At 59.7% G+C, this 15,344-nt stretch carries 16 protein-coding genes, 1 tRNA gene and 1 pseudogene; 11 read left to right on the plus strand and 7 right to left on the minus strand.

Annotated features, from left to right (window positions below; all coding sequences use genetic code 11):
- Positions 1-49: 49 nt before the first annotated feature.
- On the plus strand, positions 50-1,294 hold the full coding sequence (locus tag ACW4PC_RS15355; RefSeq protein ID WP_455874321.1) for a DUF763 domain-containing protein: 1,245 nt from the start codon (positions 50-52) through the stop codon (positions 1,292-1,294).
- A 42-nt stretch (positions 1,295-1,336) separates the two neighbouring features.
- Here ACW4PC_RS15355 and ACW4PC_RS15360 read toward each other — a convergent pair.
- Positions 1,337-1,426, minus strand: a tRNA-Ser gene (locus ACW4PC_RS15360).
- Positions 1,427-1,649: 223 nt separating this feature from the next.
- Here ACW4PC_RS15360 and ACW4PC_RS15365 point away from each other — a divergent pair.
- From ACW4PC_RS15365 to deoA, 10 genes and pseudogenes are all read left to right on the plus strand, one after another.
- Entirely contained in the window at positions 1,650-1,967 is a 318-nt protein-coding gene (locus tag ACW4PC_RS15365) for a hypothetical protein (protein ID WP_455875030.1), read from the plus strand.
- Between the two features lie 65 nt (positions 1,968-2,032).
- A pseudogene (locus ACW4PC_RS15370) lies at positions 2,033-2,280 on the plus strand (peptide-methionine (S)-S-oxide reductase); the annotation flags it as partial.
- A 173-nt stretch (positions 2,281-2,453) separates the two neighbouring features.
- A complete protein-coding gene (locus ACW4PC_RS15375) occupies positions 2,454-3,446 on the plus strand; it encodes a BMP family lipoprotein (protein WP_455874322.1) in 993 nt (330 codons plus the stop codon).
- A gap of 70 nt (positions 3,447-3,516) precedes the next feature.
- Positions 3,517-5,028: an ABC transporter ATP-binding protein gene (locus tag ACW4PC_RS15380; protein ID WP_455874323.1), complete on the plus strand. Its 1,512-nt coding sequence runs from the start codon at positions 3,517-3,519 to the stop codon at positions 5,026-5,028.
- 7 nt (positions 5,029-5,035) lie between these two features.
- Complete coding sequence (locus ACW4PC_RS15385; protein ID WP_455874324.1) at positions 5,036-6,139, plus strand: ABC transporter permease; 1,104 nt, start codon at positions 5,036-5,038, stop codon at positions 6,137-6,139.
- A gap of 10 nt (positions 6,140-6,149) precedes the next feature.
- Positions 6,150-7,121, plus strand: coding sequence for an ABC transporter permease (locus tag ACW4PC_RS15390; RefSeq protein ID WP_039843556.1), 972 nt, complete (start codon positions 6,150-6,152; stop codon positions 7,119-7,121).
- A 3-nt stretch (positions 7,122-7,124) separates the two neighbouring features.
- Positions 7,125-7,514 carry a cytidine deaminase gene (locus ACW4PC_RS15395; protein ID WP_455874325.1) on the plus strand — a complete coding sequence of 130 codons (390 nt, stop codon included), beginning with the start codon at positions 7,125-7,127 and terminating at the stop codon, positions 7,512-7,514.
- A complete protein-coding gene (locus tag ACW4PC_RS15400) occupies positions 7,511-8,320 on the plus strand; it encodes a purine-nucleoside phosphorylase (protein ID WP_455874326.1) in 810 nt (269 codons plus the stop codon). Before ACW4PC_RS15395 ends, ACW4PC_RS15400 begins: the two co-directional genes overlap by 4 nt.
- Positions 8,313-9,089, plus strand: coding sequence for a deoxyribose-phosphate aldolase (gene deoC, locus ACW4PC_RS15405; protein WP_039843559.1), 777 nt, complete (start codon positions 8,313-8,315; stop codon positions 9,087-9,089). The genes ACW4PC_RS15400 and deoC overlap by 8 nt, the downstream gene beginning before the upstream one ends.
- Before the next feature lie 2 nt (positions 9,090-9,091).
- Complete coding sequence (gene deoA / locus ACW4PC_RS15410; RefSeq protein ID WP_455875031.1) at positions 9,092-10,399, plus strand: thymidine phosphorylase; 1,308 nt, start codon at positions 9,092-9,094, stop codon at positions 10,397-10,399.
- Here the strand turns inward: deoA and ACW4PC_RS15415 are convergent, their stop codons facing one another.
- From ACW4PC_RS15415 to ACW4PC_RS15440, 6 genes are all read right to left on the minus strand, one after another.
- Positions 10,400-10,936 (minus strand): TIGR02281 family clan AA aspartic protease, encoded by a 537-nt coding sequence (locus ACW4PC_RS15415; protein ID WP_455874327.1) that lies wholly within the window; start codon positions 10,934-10,936, stop codon positions 10,400-10,402. It abuts the gene before it with no gap.
- 161 nt (positions 10,937-11,097) lie between these two features.
- Positions 11,098-11,727 carry a uracil phosphoribosyltransferase gene (upp, locus tag ACW4PC_RS15420; protein ID WP_022713305.1) on the minus strand — a complete coding sequence of 210 codons (630 nt, stop codon included), beginning with the start codon at positions 11,725-11,727 and terminating at the stop codon, positions 11,098-11,100.
- Between the two features lie 109 nt (positions 11,728-11,836).
- Complete coding sequence (locus tag ACW4PC_RS15425; protein WP_455874328.1) at positions 11,837-12,805, minus strand: adenosine deaminase; 969 nt, start codon at positions 12,803-12,805, stop codon at positions 11,837-11,839.
- Positions 12,802-14,022 carry a phosphopentomutase gene (locus tag ACW4PC_RS15430; protein ID WP_455874329.1) on the minus strand — a complete coding sequence of 407 codons (1,221 nt, stop codon included), beginning with the start codon at positions 14,020-14,022 and terminating at the stop codon, positions 12,802-12,804. The genes ACW4PC_RS15425 and ACW4PC_RS15430 overlap by 4 nt, the downstream gene beginning before the upstream one ends.
- 91 nt (positions 14,023-14,113) lie before the next feature.
- Positions 14,114-14,695, minus strand: coding sequence for a TadE/TadG family type IV pilus assembly protein (locus tag ACW4PC_RS15435; RefSeq protein ID WP_455874330.1), 582 nt, complete (start codon positions 14,693-14,695; stop codon positions 14,114-14,116).
- Positions 14,695-15,333, minus strand: coding sequence for a TadE/TadG family type IV pilus assembly protein (locus ACW4PC_RS15440; RefSeq protein WP_455874331.1), 639 nt, complete (start codon positions 15,331-15,333; stop codon positions 14,695-14,697). The genes ACW4PC_RS15435 and ACW4PC_RS15440 overlap by 1 nt, the downstream gene beginning before the upstream one ends.
- Positions 15,334-15,344 lie beyond the last annotated feature (11 nt).

The following is a 15,344-nucleotide window of genomic DNA, read 5'->3' on the forward strand; positions in this document are numbered from 1 at the left end:
CTCCAAGGAAAACATTCCTTCACGCCGTCGGCTGCGCTATAGTCCCAGCATGGCACAACGAGCAGGCAGCGCAGATCTTCCATTGCATGGCGGCAGAGTTCCGAAGTGGCTCGGCGAGCGGATGACGAAGCTCGGCGCCGTGATCACCGAAGCAGTCGTGCACCATTATGGCCGGGATGAACTGCTCCGGCGCCTCGCGCATCCCTTTTGGTTCCAGTCTTTCGGTGCCGTGATGGGCATGGATTGGCATTCGTCAGGCATAACCACCAGCGTGCTTGGCGCTCTCAAGCGCGGGCTTACTCCGCTTTCAAGCGAACTTGGCCTGCATGTCTGCGGTGGCCGCGGATCGCATTCGCGCAAGACGCCGGGCGAACTCGTTGCGATCGGTGACCGAGTTGGTTTCGACGGCGGGGCGCTCGCGACTGCGAGCAGGCTCGTGGCGAAGGTCGATAGCGCCGCCGTTCAGGATGGCTTTGATCTCTATCTCCATGGCTTTATCGTCACGGATGACGGCAAATGGGTCGTGGTGCAGCAAGGCATGAATGGCGACAAGCGTCAGGCCCGGCGCTATCACTGGCTCTCGGAAGGCCTCGAGAGCTTCGTCAATTCGCCGCATACGGCAATCGAGGGCCGCAGCCAGGGCAATATCATCAATCTGGCCGACAGGCGCGCCGAGCGTTCGCGCACCGGGCAGCTTGATCTTCTAGCAACGCTTGGTCCGGATCGTATTTTGCGGCAAGCGGCGGCTTTGGCACTCGATATCGCAAAGCCCGCGCCGCAGCCCGACCAGCCGCTTCTGCCGCATCTCATCATGCCCGCCCATCACGACGTTCGCGAAAAGGACGTCAACATGAAGCGCCTGCATGGCAATCTTGCAGCCGCCGCCGACCGCGGACCGGAAGATTTTGAGCAGCTTCTGCTCGTGCCCGGCGTCGGAGCCCGAACGGTACAGGCACTGGCGATGGTTGCCGAAGTGGTTCATGGTGCGCCCTGCCGGTTTTCCGATCCCGCGCGTTTCTCGCTTGCCCACGGCGGCAAGGACCGGCATCCCTTTCCCGTCCCGCTGAAGGTCTATGATGAGACGATCAAGGTGATGAAGTCGGCCGTGCAGAAGAGCAGGCTCGGCCGCGAGGAGGAACTGCAGGCGCTGAAACGCCTCGACGACCAGTCCCGCCAGCTCGAGCGATATGTCACTGGCCCAGACCTCAAGGAGATCGTCGCCGGCGAATTCCGAAACTCACCCGACTGGGGCGGCAGAAGCGTCTTCGGCTGGGAGGAAGAGGATTCGCCTTGAGGCGCTTCATACGGTAGGAAGTCTTTGATTTTTAGCAAGAAATGGCGGACAGAGAGGGATTCGAACCCTCGGTACGCTTTCACGTACACACGCGTTCCAGGCGTGCGCCTTAAACCACTCGGCCACCTGTCCATTTGCGTTTCGCACCCGGAGAGGAGCAAATCGTCGGAACGGCGCGATATATACCGATGAATTTTCGCTGATCAACCTAAATCTAACAGTTTTTTGACTTCTTCCGATAAAACTCCGCCCGCGCTGTCCATTGCGCTTTGGCCGTGAGATAATTATTTATTGGCTAGGGTGGAGAATGGCGCGGCTGACCGGAAAATCCGGCGGTAGGGCGTCGGAGGTATTGATGCGTTTCTTGTTGCGTTTGGCTAGCCTTGTCGCGCTTGCTGTAGCCGTGATTGCAGGAACGATCGATTCAATTCAATCCGTTGCGGCGTCGGCAGTCGTGGTGACACCCATGGGCGATGCCTGGCAGGATTTGAGCCCTTCGTCGCTATTGGCACTGCAGTCGTCCGTTTCCTACTATGTGCACCCGCGCTTCTATGCCTTCGTATTCCAATGGCTGATGCTGCAGCCCGCTTTTGCCGTCCTTCTGGTGATCGCGCTGTTGCTATGGATGCTGGGCTACAAGAAGCCGCCGGTGGCGGGCCGCTTTACCGCGTAACAAACGCGCGGCCCTGGCGTATCACCTTTGAGCGCCCCGCATCCACGGCGAGGCTGCAACAGCTAGCCACGGCAGAGCGCGTGCGCGACCCGTTCCAGAGGCGCTCAAATCTGCCGGCCGCACGTCGAAGATCACAACGGAGATCGCTCCGGCAGGTGAATTCTACTATGCCGAGAACTATTAGCGGCAGTATCTGGCGAAAAATCCGGATGGTTGTTACGGACTTGACGGAACCGGCGTGAGCTGCCCGATTGGTTCGAAAAATCGCATTCCAGCAGCTCATTTTGCGCAAAAATCAGCCCATCTGGACTGATTTTCAGCATCTACGCGGAATTTTTACCAGCCGAAAAATTTCTCGTGAATTTTTCCTTTAGCCATGCAAGGATGCGCGCAGCCAGGCCTCCGGGGGGAGGCCGGTGGTTCCGCAGACATGCCTGCCGAAGGCTTGCGGGAGGACCAAACAAATAGCAACAATAGGGCTGCACTATGAAAAAAACCCTTCTTTCTTTCCTGGCCGTGGCCGCGATGTCCACGACGGCGCTCGCTGCCGACGTCAAGCCGGCTCTGGTTTACGGCACTGGCGGAAAGTTCGACAAGTCCTTCAACGAAGCAGCCTATAATGGCGCTGAGAAGTTCAAGACTGAAACCGGGATAGCCTATCGCGACTTCGAGCCGACCGGCGACACACAGGGTGAGCAGGCGATCCGCAACTTCGCAAGCCGCGGTTTCAACCCGGTGGTGGCCGTGTCCTTCGCATGGACCTCGGCAATCGAAAAGGTCGCTGCAGAATTCCCGGACACCAAGTTCATCATCGTTGATTCAGTCGTCGACAAGCCGAATGTCCGCTCGGTCGTCTATAAGGAAGAAGAAGGTTCGTACCTCGTCGGCGTTCTCGCCGGCATGGCTTCCAAGACCGGTAAGGTCGGGTTCGTCGGCGGCATGGATATTCCTTTGATCCGCAAGTTCGAATGCGGCTACGAGCAGGGCGCCCGCTCCGTCAAGGCGGACATCGAAGTCTTTCAGAACATGACCGGCACAACCGGCGCTGCCTGGAACGACCCGGTTCGTGGCGGCGAGCTCACCAAGAACCAGATCGACCAGGGTGCTGACGTCATTTACGCCGCTGCAGGCGCGACTGGCCTCGGCGTTTTGCAGACGGCTGCCGACAACAAGAAGTTTTCGATCGGCGTCGATTCCAACCAGAACCATCTGCATCCGGGCTCCGTGCTGACCTCGATGGTCAAGCGCGTCGATCTCGCCGTCTACAACGCCTACATCGATACGAAGAACGACAAGTTCACCGGTGGCGTGCAGGCTCTCGGCGTCAAGGAAGACGGCGTCGGTGCTGCGATCGACGACAACAACAAGCCGCTGATCACGCCGGAAATGCAGGCCGCCGTCGACAAGGCAAAGGCTGACATTATCGCAGGAACCATCAAGGTTCACGATTACACGACGGACAACTCTTGCCCGAAGTGATCCGCGACTGAGATGGGCGTATGGCGGCCAGATTTTCCGCCATACGCCCTTTTCGTATTTGGAGCCTGCAGTGACAGACACGCCCGCTATTGAACTTGTGGGCATCGATAAGAAATTCGGTGCCGTTCACGCAAACAAGGACATCAACCTTACCGTCGCCAAGGGCACGATCCACGGCATCATCGGGGAAAACGGTGCCGGTAAATCGACGTTGATGTCGATCATCTACGGTTTTTATCACGCCGATGCCGGGGAAATCCGCGTCAACGGCACGCCGGTGACCATCCGCGACAGCCAGGCGGCGATCGCAACCGGTATCGGCATGGTCCACCAGCACTTCATGCTGGTCGATAATTTCACGGTCCTGGAAAACGTCATGCTCGGCGCCGAAGGTGGCGCACTGCTGGCAAAGGGCGTTGCGTCTGCTCGCGCCGAATTGAAACGGCTGGAGAAGGAATACGGGCTCGAGGTCAATCCGGATGCGGTGATCGAGCAGCTCCCGGTCGGCCTGCAGCAGCGCGTCGAAATCCTCAAAGCCATGTATCGCGGCGCCGAAATCCTGATCCTCGACGAGCCGACCGGCGTCCTGACACCGGCTGAAGCCGACCACCTGTTCCGCATCCTCAAGGTGTTGCGTGACCAGGGCAAGACCGTCATCCTCATCACGCATAAGCTGCGCGAAATCATGGCCATCACCGACACCGTCTCGGTGATGCGCCGCGGCGAAATGGTCGCGACCCGTAAGACCGCGGAAACGACGGTCGAAGAGCTCGCCGAACTCATGGTTGGCCGCCGTGTTCTTTTGCGCGTCCAGAAGGGCGAGGCGACGCCCGGCAATGTACTGCTTTCGGTCCGCAACCTGACAGTCAAGGACAATCGCGGGGTGACGATGGTCGACAACGTCTCCTTCGATGTCCGGGCCGGCGAAATCGTCGGTATTGCAGGCGTGGCGGGCAACGGCCAGTCGGAGCTGCTGGAGGCAATCGCGGGCATCCGCAAGCCGCATTCCGGCGAGATTTTCCTTGATGGTCAGCCGATCGACAAGGCCGACGCGGCGCGACTGCGCGAGCTGGGCCTAGCCCATATTCCCGAAGACCGCCACCATATGGGTCTCGTGCTGAAGTTCGAGGAATACGAGAACTCGGTTCTCGGCTATCACCGCAAGCCTGCCTACAGCAGAGGCCCTCTGCTCGATCTCGATGCGATCCGCAAGGATGCCATGGAGAAGATCGAGAAATACGACATCCGCCCGCCGAACCCGCGGCTGAAGACCGCCAATTTCTCGGGCGGCAACCAGCAGAAGATCGTGGTTTCCCGCGAAATCGAGCGCGACCCTGCCGTGCTCATTATTGGCCAGCCGACACGCGGCGTCGATATCGGCGCCATCGAATTCATCCACCGCCGCATCATCGAGATGCGCGACGCGGGCAAGGCGATCCTGCTCGTCTCCGTCGAACTCGATGAAATCCGCGCCCTTTCAGACCGTATCCTTGTCATGTTTGCCGGCCATGTCGTCGGCGAGAAGACGCCCGATGCCGGTGAACAGACCCTCGGCCTGATGATGGCCGGCATTGCCGCGTGAGGCCTTAATGAGCACTGCTTCTGTTTCTCTTCCAAATTGGATCACCTACGGTCTCATCCCGGTTTTGAACCTGATCGTTGCCTTCCTGATCTCCGGCGTTGTCGTCTGGCTGATCGGCGAAAGTCCGCTTGGTGCTCTTTCTTTGCTGATCGAGGGGGCGCTCGGCAGCGGCGAAGGCATTGGGTTCACACTGTATTACGCCACAAGTTTCATTTTCACTGGCCTTTCGGTCGCGGTTGCGATCCATGCCGGTCTCTTCAACATCGGCTCGGAAGGTCAGGCCTATCTCGGCGGACTTGGTTGTGCACTGGTTGCGCTGGCACTCGACCGCTTCGTGCCCTGGTATGTCACCATGCCGGTTGCCGTCGTCGGTGCCGGCCTTTTCGGCGCCGCCTGGGCATCCATTCCAGCCTTCCTCCAGGCAAAACGCGGCAGCCACATCGTCATTACGACTATCATGTTCAATTACATCGGCGCGGCGCTGATGGTCTACCTGCTAGTCCACGTGCTGATTGTCCCCGGCAAGATGGCGCCGGAAACACGGACCTTCCTCGAAGGCGGCCAGTTGCCGAAGCTCGGATGGGTGATGAACCTCTTCGGTGCGAAGCTCGGGGCCGCGCCGTTCAATGTCTCCTTCATCATCGCCCTTGTCGCCGCCTACTTCGTCTGGCTGCTCATCTGGCGAACGAAGCTTGGATTTGAGATGCGCACGCTCGGCGTCAGCCCCACTGCCGCCTCCTATGCAGGCATTCCCTATGCCCGCACGGTCATGATCGCTATGCTGCTGTCTGGCGCGCTGGCCGGTATGATGGCGCTGAACCCGGTCATGGGCTCTTCAGCCCGCCTGCAGGTCGAGTTCGTCGGCGGCGCCGGTTTCGTCGGCATTGCCGTCTCGCTGATGGGACGCAATCATCCCGTCGGGATCATCTTCTCGGCGATCCTTTTCGGCATCCTCTATCAGGGCGGCGACTGGATCTCCTTCGAGATGCCGAACATTACCCGCGAAATGATCCTCGTGATTCAGGGCCTGGTCATTCTCTTTGCAGGCGCGCTCGAATATATGTTCCGCCCGGCGCTCGTCCGCGTCTACCAACAGTTCAAGGCCACGTGAGGGGCGGACGATGGATTACTACGACATCCTTATCAACGTTCTGAGTTCGACGATCCGACTCTCTATCCCGCTGATCTTTACCGCCCTTGCTGGCCTCTTTTCCGAACGCGCCGGCGTCTTCGACATCGGTCTCGAAGGCAAGATGCTGGGCGCGGCCTTTGCCGCCGCCTGCGTTGCATACATCACCGACTCGGCCTGGCTCGGCCTTGTCGCGGGCATCCTGTGCTCTGTGGCGCTGAGTTTGGTGCATGGCTTTGCATCGATCACCAATCGGGGCAATCAGATTATCTCGGGCGTTGCCATCAACTTCTTCATCGCCGGGATCACCATTGTGCTTGGCCAGGCCTGGTTCGGTCAGGGCGGCCGCACGCCGCAGCTCTCCCCGGCAAGCCGGTTCTCGCCAATTACGCTTCCGGGCGCAGACGTGATGCGGGAGGTTCCGGTCATCGGTCCGCTCTATTCGAACGTGATCTCCGGCAACAACATCCTGACCTATCTCGCATTCCTGGCAGTTCCGCTTTCCTGGTGGATCCTTTACAGGACACGCTTTGGCCTGCGCCTTCGCGCCGTCGGCGAAAATCCCGGAGCAGTCGATACAGCCGGTATCTCGGTCAGTTGGCTGCGCTATCGTGCCGTCATGTGCGCCGGTATTCTGTGCGGCTTCTCGGGCACCTATCTGGCGATCGCGCAGTCGGCGGCCTTCATCAAGGATATGTCGGCGGGCAAGGGTTATATCGCCCTTGCCGCCCTGGTCTTCGCGAAATGGAAACCGGTGCCGGTGATGTTCGCCTGTCTGCTCTTCGGCTTCCTCGATGCGCTGGCGAACTTCATGCAGGGTAAGCAGGTGCCGCTGATCGGCGCAGTGCCGGTTCAGATATTCCAGGCTTTGCCGTATATTCTCACCTGCATCTTGCTTGCTGGATTCATCGGCGTTGCAACTCCGCCAAAGGCTGGTGGCGTCCCCTATACGAAGGAGCGTTGAAACATGTCACACGACCTTTTCGAAGCCGCTCGCGGTGCCATGGCCTTTGCCCACGCGCCCTATTCCAAATTCCCGGTCGGTGCGGCGATCCGCGCCGAGGACGGCAAGCTTTATACTGGCGCCAATATCGAAAACCTCTCCTTCCCGCAGGGTTGGTGTGCCGAGCCGACAGCCATCAGCGCCATGATCATGGGCGGAGCGAAGAAAATCGTCGAAATGGCGGTCATTGCCGAGAAGCTGCCGCTTTGCCCGCCGTGCGGCGGCTGCCGGCAGAAGATTTCTGAATTTGCGTCGAAGGATACGAAGATTTATCTTTGCGATGAGATGGGCGTGAAGAAGACCATGACGATGGAAGAGCTTCTTCCCTTCAGCTTCGAGACCGAACTCGGATGAACGCCGCCATCGATCTGCTTGTCGGCAAACTCGGTGGGCTCGTGCCGCGTCACGGCATCGTGCTCGGCTCCGGCCTTGGCGCGCTGGTAAGCGAACTGACGGATGCGGTGCGAATTCCCTATCGGGATCTGCCGGGCTTTCCTGTCAGCGCCGTCTCCGGGCATGCGGGCGAGGTCGTTGCCGGTCATCTCGGCGGCGTGCCTGTCATCATGCTGTCGGGCCGCGTCCATTATTATGAAAAAGGCGATGCCAACGCCATGCGGCTGCCGATCGAGGTGCTGAAAGGCCTTGGCGTGCAATCGCTGTTCCTAACCAATTCCGCAGGCTCGCTGCTTGAGGAGATGGCGCCGGGCTCGGTGATGCAGATCACCGACCACATCAATTATTCCGGCATGAATCCGCTGATCGGCGAGGAAAGCGACCACCGCTTCGTCGGCATGACGAGCGCCTATGATGGCGACCTTTCCGTGTCCATGCGCAAGGCGGCCGAGAAGCTTGGCATCAAGCTCTTTCGCGGCGTCTATATGTGGTTTTCGGGACCAAGCTTCGAAACGCCTGCGGAAATCCGCATGGCGCGGTTCCTCGGTGCGGATGCCGTCGGCATGTCGACCGTACCGGAGGTCATCATCGCTCGAATGCTGGGTTTGAGGGTTGCCGCAGCTTCGGTAATCACCAATTATGGAGCAGGCATGACGGGTTCCGAACTCAGCCACGAAGAAACAAAAGACATGGCGCCCGTCGGCGGCGCGCGTCTCGCCGCGATCTTGAAGGAAATGATTGCGGGTGGAGGAAGCGATAATGAATAATCACTCGCAAAAGGAGACGGCAGCTGTCGCGCTGTCGCTGCTTGATCTCACCAATCTCAAGGACGATTGCACGCAAGAGCAGATCGATACGCTTTGCGCCCGCGCGCAGACGCCCTACGGGAATAGTGCGGCGATCTGCATCTGGCCACGCTTCGTGGCACATGCCCGCACGGTCCTTGGCAAAGGTCATCCGGTCCGCATCGCGACGGTCGTCAATTTCCCGTCCGGCGATATGGAAGTGGCCGATGTCGCCGCTGAAACACGGGAGGCCATTGCGGACGGTGCGGATGAGATAGATCTGGTCATTCCCTACCGCAAATTCCGCGACGGTAACGAAAAGGCCGTGATCGACATGGTGACGGCGGTGCGCGCGGAATGCACCGGTGGCGTATTGTTGAAAGTCATCCTGGAGACGGGTGAGATCAAGGACCCCGCCCTCATTGGCCGTGCGTCCGAACTTGCAATCGATGCGGGCGCGGACTTCATCAAGACATCCACCGGCAAGGTCGCCGTGAACGCGACGCTCGAAGCTGCGGATATCATGATCCGCGCGATCCGTCACAGCGGCCGCAAGGTAGGCTTCAAGCCGGCCGGTGGCATTGGCTCGGTCGCCGATGCCGCCCTTTATCTCAGCCTTGCCGAAACGATCATGACGCCGGATTGGCCGATGCCGTCGACCTTCCGGTTCGGGGCCTCCGGCCTGCTCGATGACATTCTCGCTGTCCTCAGCGGCGTCCAGTCAGCGCCCGCCAAGGCCTCGAGCTATTGAGCATGATCCCGCAGGAGATCATCCGGCAAAAGCGGGATGGCGGTGTCCTTTCCACGGATGAGATTCAGTCGTTCGTTGCGGCCCTTTCGGCCGGTGAGTTGTCAGAGGGGCAGATCGGTGCCTTTGCGATGGCCGTCTGGTTCAGGGGAATGTCGCGCGGGGAGACCGTCGCGCTGACGCTCGCCATGGCGCGCTCCGGCGACATGCTGACGTGGCCCGGGATCGATCATCCGATCGCCGACAAGCATTCGACCGGCGGCGTTGGCGATAACGTTTCGCTGATGCTGGCGCCGATTGCGGCTGCTTGCGGGCTTGCGGTACCGATGATCTCGGGCCGCGGCCTCGGCCACACCGGCGGAACGCTTGACAAGTTGGAATCCATTCCCGGCTATCAAATCACGCCGGATGCTGCTCTTTTCCGCAACGTCGTCAACGAAGCCGGCTGCGCCATCATCGGACAGACAGGCTCGTTGGCGCCTGCCGACGGCAAACTATATGCCGTGCGTGATGTCACGGCGACGGTCGATTCCATTCCGCTGATCACCGCTTCCATTCTCTCCAAGAAACTCGCCGCCGGGCTTCAGACCTTGGTGCTCGACGTGAAAACCGGCAACGGCGCCTTTATGGCAGATCACGAGCAGGCAAAGCTTTTGGCGCAATCTCTGGTCGATGTGGCAAATGGGGCAGGGATCAAGACCTCCGCGTTGATCACCGATATGAACCAGCCGCTGGCGGACGCAGCCGGCAACACCGTGGAGATATGGAACTGCCTGGATTTCCTGGCCGGCAGAAAAGCTGGAACCCGGCTCGAGGCCGTCGTTGTGGCCTTCGCAGCCGAGATGCTGGTGAGCTCCGGTATTTGCCAGTCTCTGAAAAATGGCGAAGTGAAAGCCCGCGAGGCGCTGACGTCTGGTAAGGCGGCGGAGGTTTTTGCCCGCATGGTGTATATGCTGGGCGGCCCGGTGGATTTTGTCGAAAAGCCCGCAAAATATCTGGTGAAAGCGCCGATCGAAAGGCCGGTTCTCGTAAGTGAGAGCGGATGGCTTTCAGCTTGCAATGCGCGCGAGATCGGCATGGCCGTTATCGATCTCGGCGGCGGGCGGAGCCGTCCGGCAGACAAGATCGACCATCGGGTCGGCTTTGCCGCTCTGCTGCCGCTCGGCACGCGCGTCGAGAAGGGCGATACGCTCGCGATCGTGCATGCTGCAAGCGAAGCGGCGGCGCAAAAGGCAGCAGCCTCGATCGCGTCAAGCTACCGCATCTGCGGCAACGCGCCTTCGCTGCCGCCTGTTATTTCCGGCCGCATTTGATTATTGCTTCAGATTCAGTGAGCCGTCGGCAACGGAATAAGACTCGAGTTTCTTCAGGAAACTCATGCCGACCAGGGTCGTCGAAAGCGCATCATCCTTGAGCACGAAGGCTTCCACGCCTTGCACGCGGATGCCGCCGATCTCTATGCGATCGAGCGTGACATGTGCAGCCTTGGTCTGGCCGTTGGCTGTGTTCACGGCGTACTGGAAATCGAGCTGATTGGCACTGTAGCCGAGACGGCGGGCAAGGCTTTCGTTGAGCGCCACATAGGTCGCGCCCGTATCGATCAGGCCCTTCACGGGTCTGCCGTTGATCTTGAAGTCGCCTGTATAGTGCCCCTGGGCATTGGCCTGAAGGCGCATGCGGCCGTTACCGGGAACCGGCGCAGGTATCGTGGGCTGGTCGGTCGCGGTCAAAACGATATTGGCCGAAGCGGTCTCGGTAGCCGGCTGACTGTCGTTGCCTTCGAAGAAGGAGGGGACTTGCGTGGCGAGTGCGGCGATAATGCTCGCGAAAATGACGATACGCATGAGCATGAACAGAAATCCTGCCTGTATAAACCACGCCTCATGCGGGCTTAAGTCTTCAAGATCGCTACGCCGCAATTGCTGATAAGTCGCTAATGGCGAAGTTAAAAAGGCCCGGATTATTGCTCCGGGCCTTCGATATCTTTGGATTTGGTAAAGGAAAGCTGAAGTTACTTTGTACCGTACATACGGTCCCCTGCATCGCCAAGTCCGGGCATGATATAGCCCTTTTCGTTCAGATGGCTGTCGATCGCTGCTGTGAAGACCGGCACATCGGGATGCGCCGAACGGAAATTCTTGATGCCTTCGGGAGCAGCGAGCAGGCAGAGGAACCGGATATTATGTGCGCCACGTTCCTTCAGCTTGTCGATCGCGGCAATCGAGGAATTGCCGGTCGCGAGCATCGGGTCGACGACGATGATGAGACGCTCTGCCACGTCCTCCGGCGCCTTGAAGTAATATTCCACAGGCTGCAGCGTTTCGTGATCGCGATAGACACCGATATGGGAAACGCGGGCAGAAGGCACGAGATCGAGCATGCCTTCGAGCAGCCCATTGCCGGCGCGCAGGATCGAGGCGAAGACGAGTTTCTTGCCCTCCAGGATCGGCGATTCCATTGTCTGCAGCGGCGTTTCGATGGTTTCCATCGTCAGTTCGAGATCGCGCGTCACCTCGTAGCAGAGCAGCGTCGAGATCTCGCGGAGCAGCCGGCGGAAACTGCCCGTCGATGTCTCCTTGCGCCGCATGATGGTGAGTTTGTGCTGCACAAGCGGGTGATCGATGACGATGACGCCTTCCATGGCCTGGCCTTCCTTTAATTGTTCTTATCGGACGTTTCTTTCATGGAAAGCGCCTCAACTGCAAGAGTGGAGGCGATTTTCACGGCATGATCTTCAAGCGCCGGGTGGTTCAAAGGCGGGCGAGCAGCGCCATGCGGGTTGCTTCATCGACGAAAGCCGCTTCGATGCCGGTCCGCGTCAGCTCGTTGATTTCGCTGTCGCTGAAACCGAACGCATCGGCGGCGAGCTCATACTCGCGCTTCAATGAAGTATGAAAAAAGGGCGGATCGTCTGAACTGATCGTCACGCGAACGCCGGTTTCCTTGAACTTGCGCAGTGGATGCGAAGCAAAATCGGGAAAGACGTTCAGCGCAATATTGGAGCCAGGGCAAACCTCAAGAACGGTGCCGAGATCGGCAAGCCGCCTGACGAGGGCTGCGTCCTCGATTGCACGAACGCCATGCCCGATGCGCGATGGACGCACGACGTCGAGCGCATCGGAAACGCTGAAGGCGCCACAGACTTCGCCTGCGTGAATGGTGAGGCCAAGACCGGCGTCGCGGGCAATATCGAAGGCGCGGGCGTAATCGGCAACGCGCCCCATGCGCTCCTCGCCTGCCAAGTTGAAGCCGGTGATCAGCGGGTTGTTGGCCTTGGCCGCGTATTTCGCAGCCGCGATCACGCGCTCACGCCCGAAATGCCGCTCGCCGGTGACGATCAGCCGCGCTTCGATGCCACTCTTTGCCCTGGCCTGGCGAATGCCTTCGCAGATGCCGGCGATGTAGGCATCTGCACCAAGCCCGATGCGCTCGCCGTGGTCTGGTGAAACGATGAGTTCGCTATAGATCGTACCGATCCCCGCAAGCTCCTGCAGATAGGTCTCGGTAAGAAGCGCATAGTCCTCGTCGGTCTTGTAGACCTCGGAAACCTTGTCGTAGCATTCGAGGAAGCTCGCAAAATCATGCCAGACATATGTTCCCTCGCGGAGATAAGCGCTGATGTCGGTATTGTATTTTCGCGCCTGTGCTTCGGTCAGCGCCGGAGGTGCCGCACCCTCCAGATGGCAGTGCAGCTCGACCTTCTTCAAATGTGATGTCACAGAAAGCTTCTCCCATGCTGCCCGGCGGCGATGCCGAGATGCCGGGCAACGGTCTCGCCGATATCGGCATATGTGCTGCGAATGCCGATATTGCGTGACTTCAGCCCCGGACCGTAAGCGATGATCGGCACGCGCTCGCGGGTATGATCCGTGCCGCGCCAGGTTGGATCGCAGCCGTGGTCGGCCGTAAGGATGACGAGATCGCCGGGGGCGAGCTTGCGGTGCACGTCCGGCAGCCGCGCATCGAAGGCTTCGAGCGCGGCAGCATAGCCAGGCACATCGCGCCGGTGGCCATAGACCATGTCGAAATCGACAAAATTGGTGAAGACGAGGTCGCCGTCGTTTGCCTCTTCCATTGCAGCAAGCGACGCGTCCATCAGTGCGTCGTTGCCGTTCGCCTTGATGACCCTTGAAACACCCTGATGCGCGAAGATATCGCCGATCTTGCCGATCGCATGAACCTTGCGTTCCGCCTTGACGAGACGATCGAGCAGCGTCGGCTCCGGCGGCGGCACCGAGAAATCGCGGCGATTGCCGGTGCGCTCGAATGTTGAGGAAGTTTCGCCGATGAAGGGCCGGGCGATCACCCGGCCTATGTTGTGGCTGTCGAGGAGTGCGCGGGCGATGCGGCAAAAGCCGAGCAGCCGGTCGAGACCGAAATGCGTCTCATGTGCCGCGACCTGAAAGACGGAGTCGGACGAGGTATAGCAGATCGGCTTGCCGGTGCGGATATGCTCCTCGCCGAGCCGGGCGATGATTTCCGTGCCTGAGGCGTGGCAATTGCCGAGAATGCCCGGAACCTCCGCCGCGTTGCAGAGCGCCTCGATAAATTGCGACGGAAAAGCCTCGCCTTCCGTGGGGAAATAACCCCAATCGAATGTCACCGGCGTTCCCGCGATTTCCCAATGGCCCGACGGCGTATCCTTGCCATGGGAGATCTCATTGGCGCAGCCATGAATGCCGTAGACTTTATCTGGAACCGGCATGCCGGCTGGAGCGCGCCCGGTCGCGGTCTTGGCAATCTGCATCAGGCCGAGGGCCGACAAATTGGGAAGCGAAAGCGGGCCGGACCGCAAGCCTTGCCTGTCGGCAGCGCCGGCCGCGCAAAATTCCGCGATATGCCCAAGCGTATCCGAACCCTCGTCGCCATAGTGCGCCGCGTCCGGCCCGCCGCCGACGCCGAAGGAATCAAGAACGAAGAGAAATGCACGTGCCATCGCAAACCATCAAGCTGGGCGGTTAAAGAGCCGCAATTCTGCTCAGGCATATAATGCTGCCGCAGGCTTGGCAAATTTCAACGGATCGCGATCAGCAATCGCCGCAGGCAACATTGTCGCCCTGCCGCTGGCGGTAATAGTAGGTGCGGCGGATGGTGAGTTCCTGCAGGTCGCCTGGAAGAAAATCGGGGCCGAATGCGAACAGCTTATAGGGGATGCTGAGATCGGCCCGCACGAGAAAGCTATCTGCCTTCTGCATGTCGGACGGAACGCCCGTCACGGTGGAATTTGCCGCGTAGGGCGCCGTCGTCGCGTCGTTTGCCCAAGACCATAGAACCTTGGCATTGGCACCGGCATCGATGGTGATGCCGGTCACTTTGATCTGCATGCCGGTCGTATTGAAGGGTGCGAAAATCGCGCCGGCAAGAGAACTGATATCGCTCAGCGAACTCCTGGTCACATTCTGCTGCTGCGTGATCAGGTCGGCGATCGAGCCGGCAGCGCGGCTGGTGCGTTTGCTGACGTTCAGTCCGATCGTGATCTCGAAGGCGCCGATATAGAGCATCACCAGGACGGGAAAGAGGATGGCGAATTCGATTGCGCCCACGCCGCTGCGATCGCGCCCGAGCCGGACGAGCTTTTCTTTCAACCGCATCAGGGTTCCGCTCGCCATCAGTATTGCTCGTTCTGGAAGGCGGCTGTGGCGACGATAAGGTAGTCGTTCAGCCTCGATCCGTCGGCGGTGCGATATGGGGTGATATAGGGCCGGACAAGATCGGTGACGACCTGCCAGTGGTAGTAGGCGCGAACCATGTTGATCGAGCTTGAGCCGCCGGGTGAATATTGCATCCCTGTCGTATCGAGGCCCGTCGCATTCATCGGAATGGTGGCGGGGATATCGGAGAATTTGCTGAATGTGCGGACATCGAGCCAAAGTTTGTTCGGCGTGGCGACCTCGGTGGCGGAGCACTGGATCAGGATCGAGACTTCCTCGCAAAAGTTCTGTCGGAATGCCGTCCGGTCCTTATAGGTCGTCTGCCCGACGACATTGGTGATCTGTCCGGTCCGCAGCTTGCGGCTCATGGTGTCGACGGCGTTGGAGACCAGTTCTTCCGCGGCGAAGGCGATGAAGGTCTCCAGGATTGCGAAGATCACCATGAAATAGGGAATGGCGAGCAGCGCGAATTCTATCGCTGCCGATCCATCGCGCGAGCGCGCAAAAGCCCGCCATCCGCCCCGCCTGCCGGGCGGCGTGGTTCTATCTGCCTGGTGATCATTGGCCGCGACGGCGCCATCCGATGGAACGTTCATGCAGCGATCGT

This window comes from Rhizobium yanglingense, assembly GCF_977109285.1.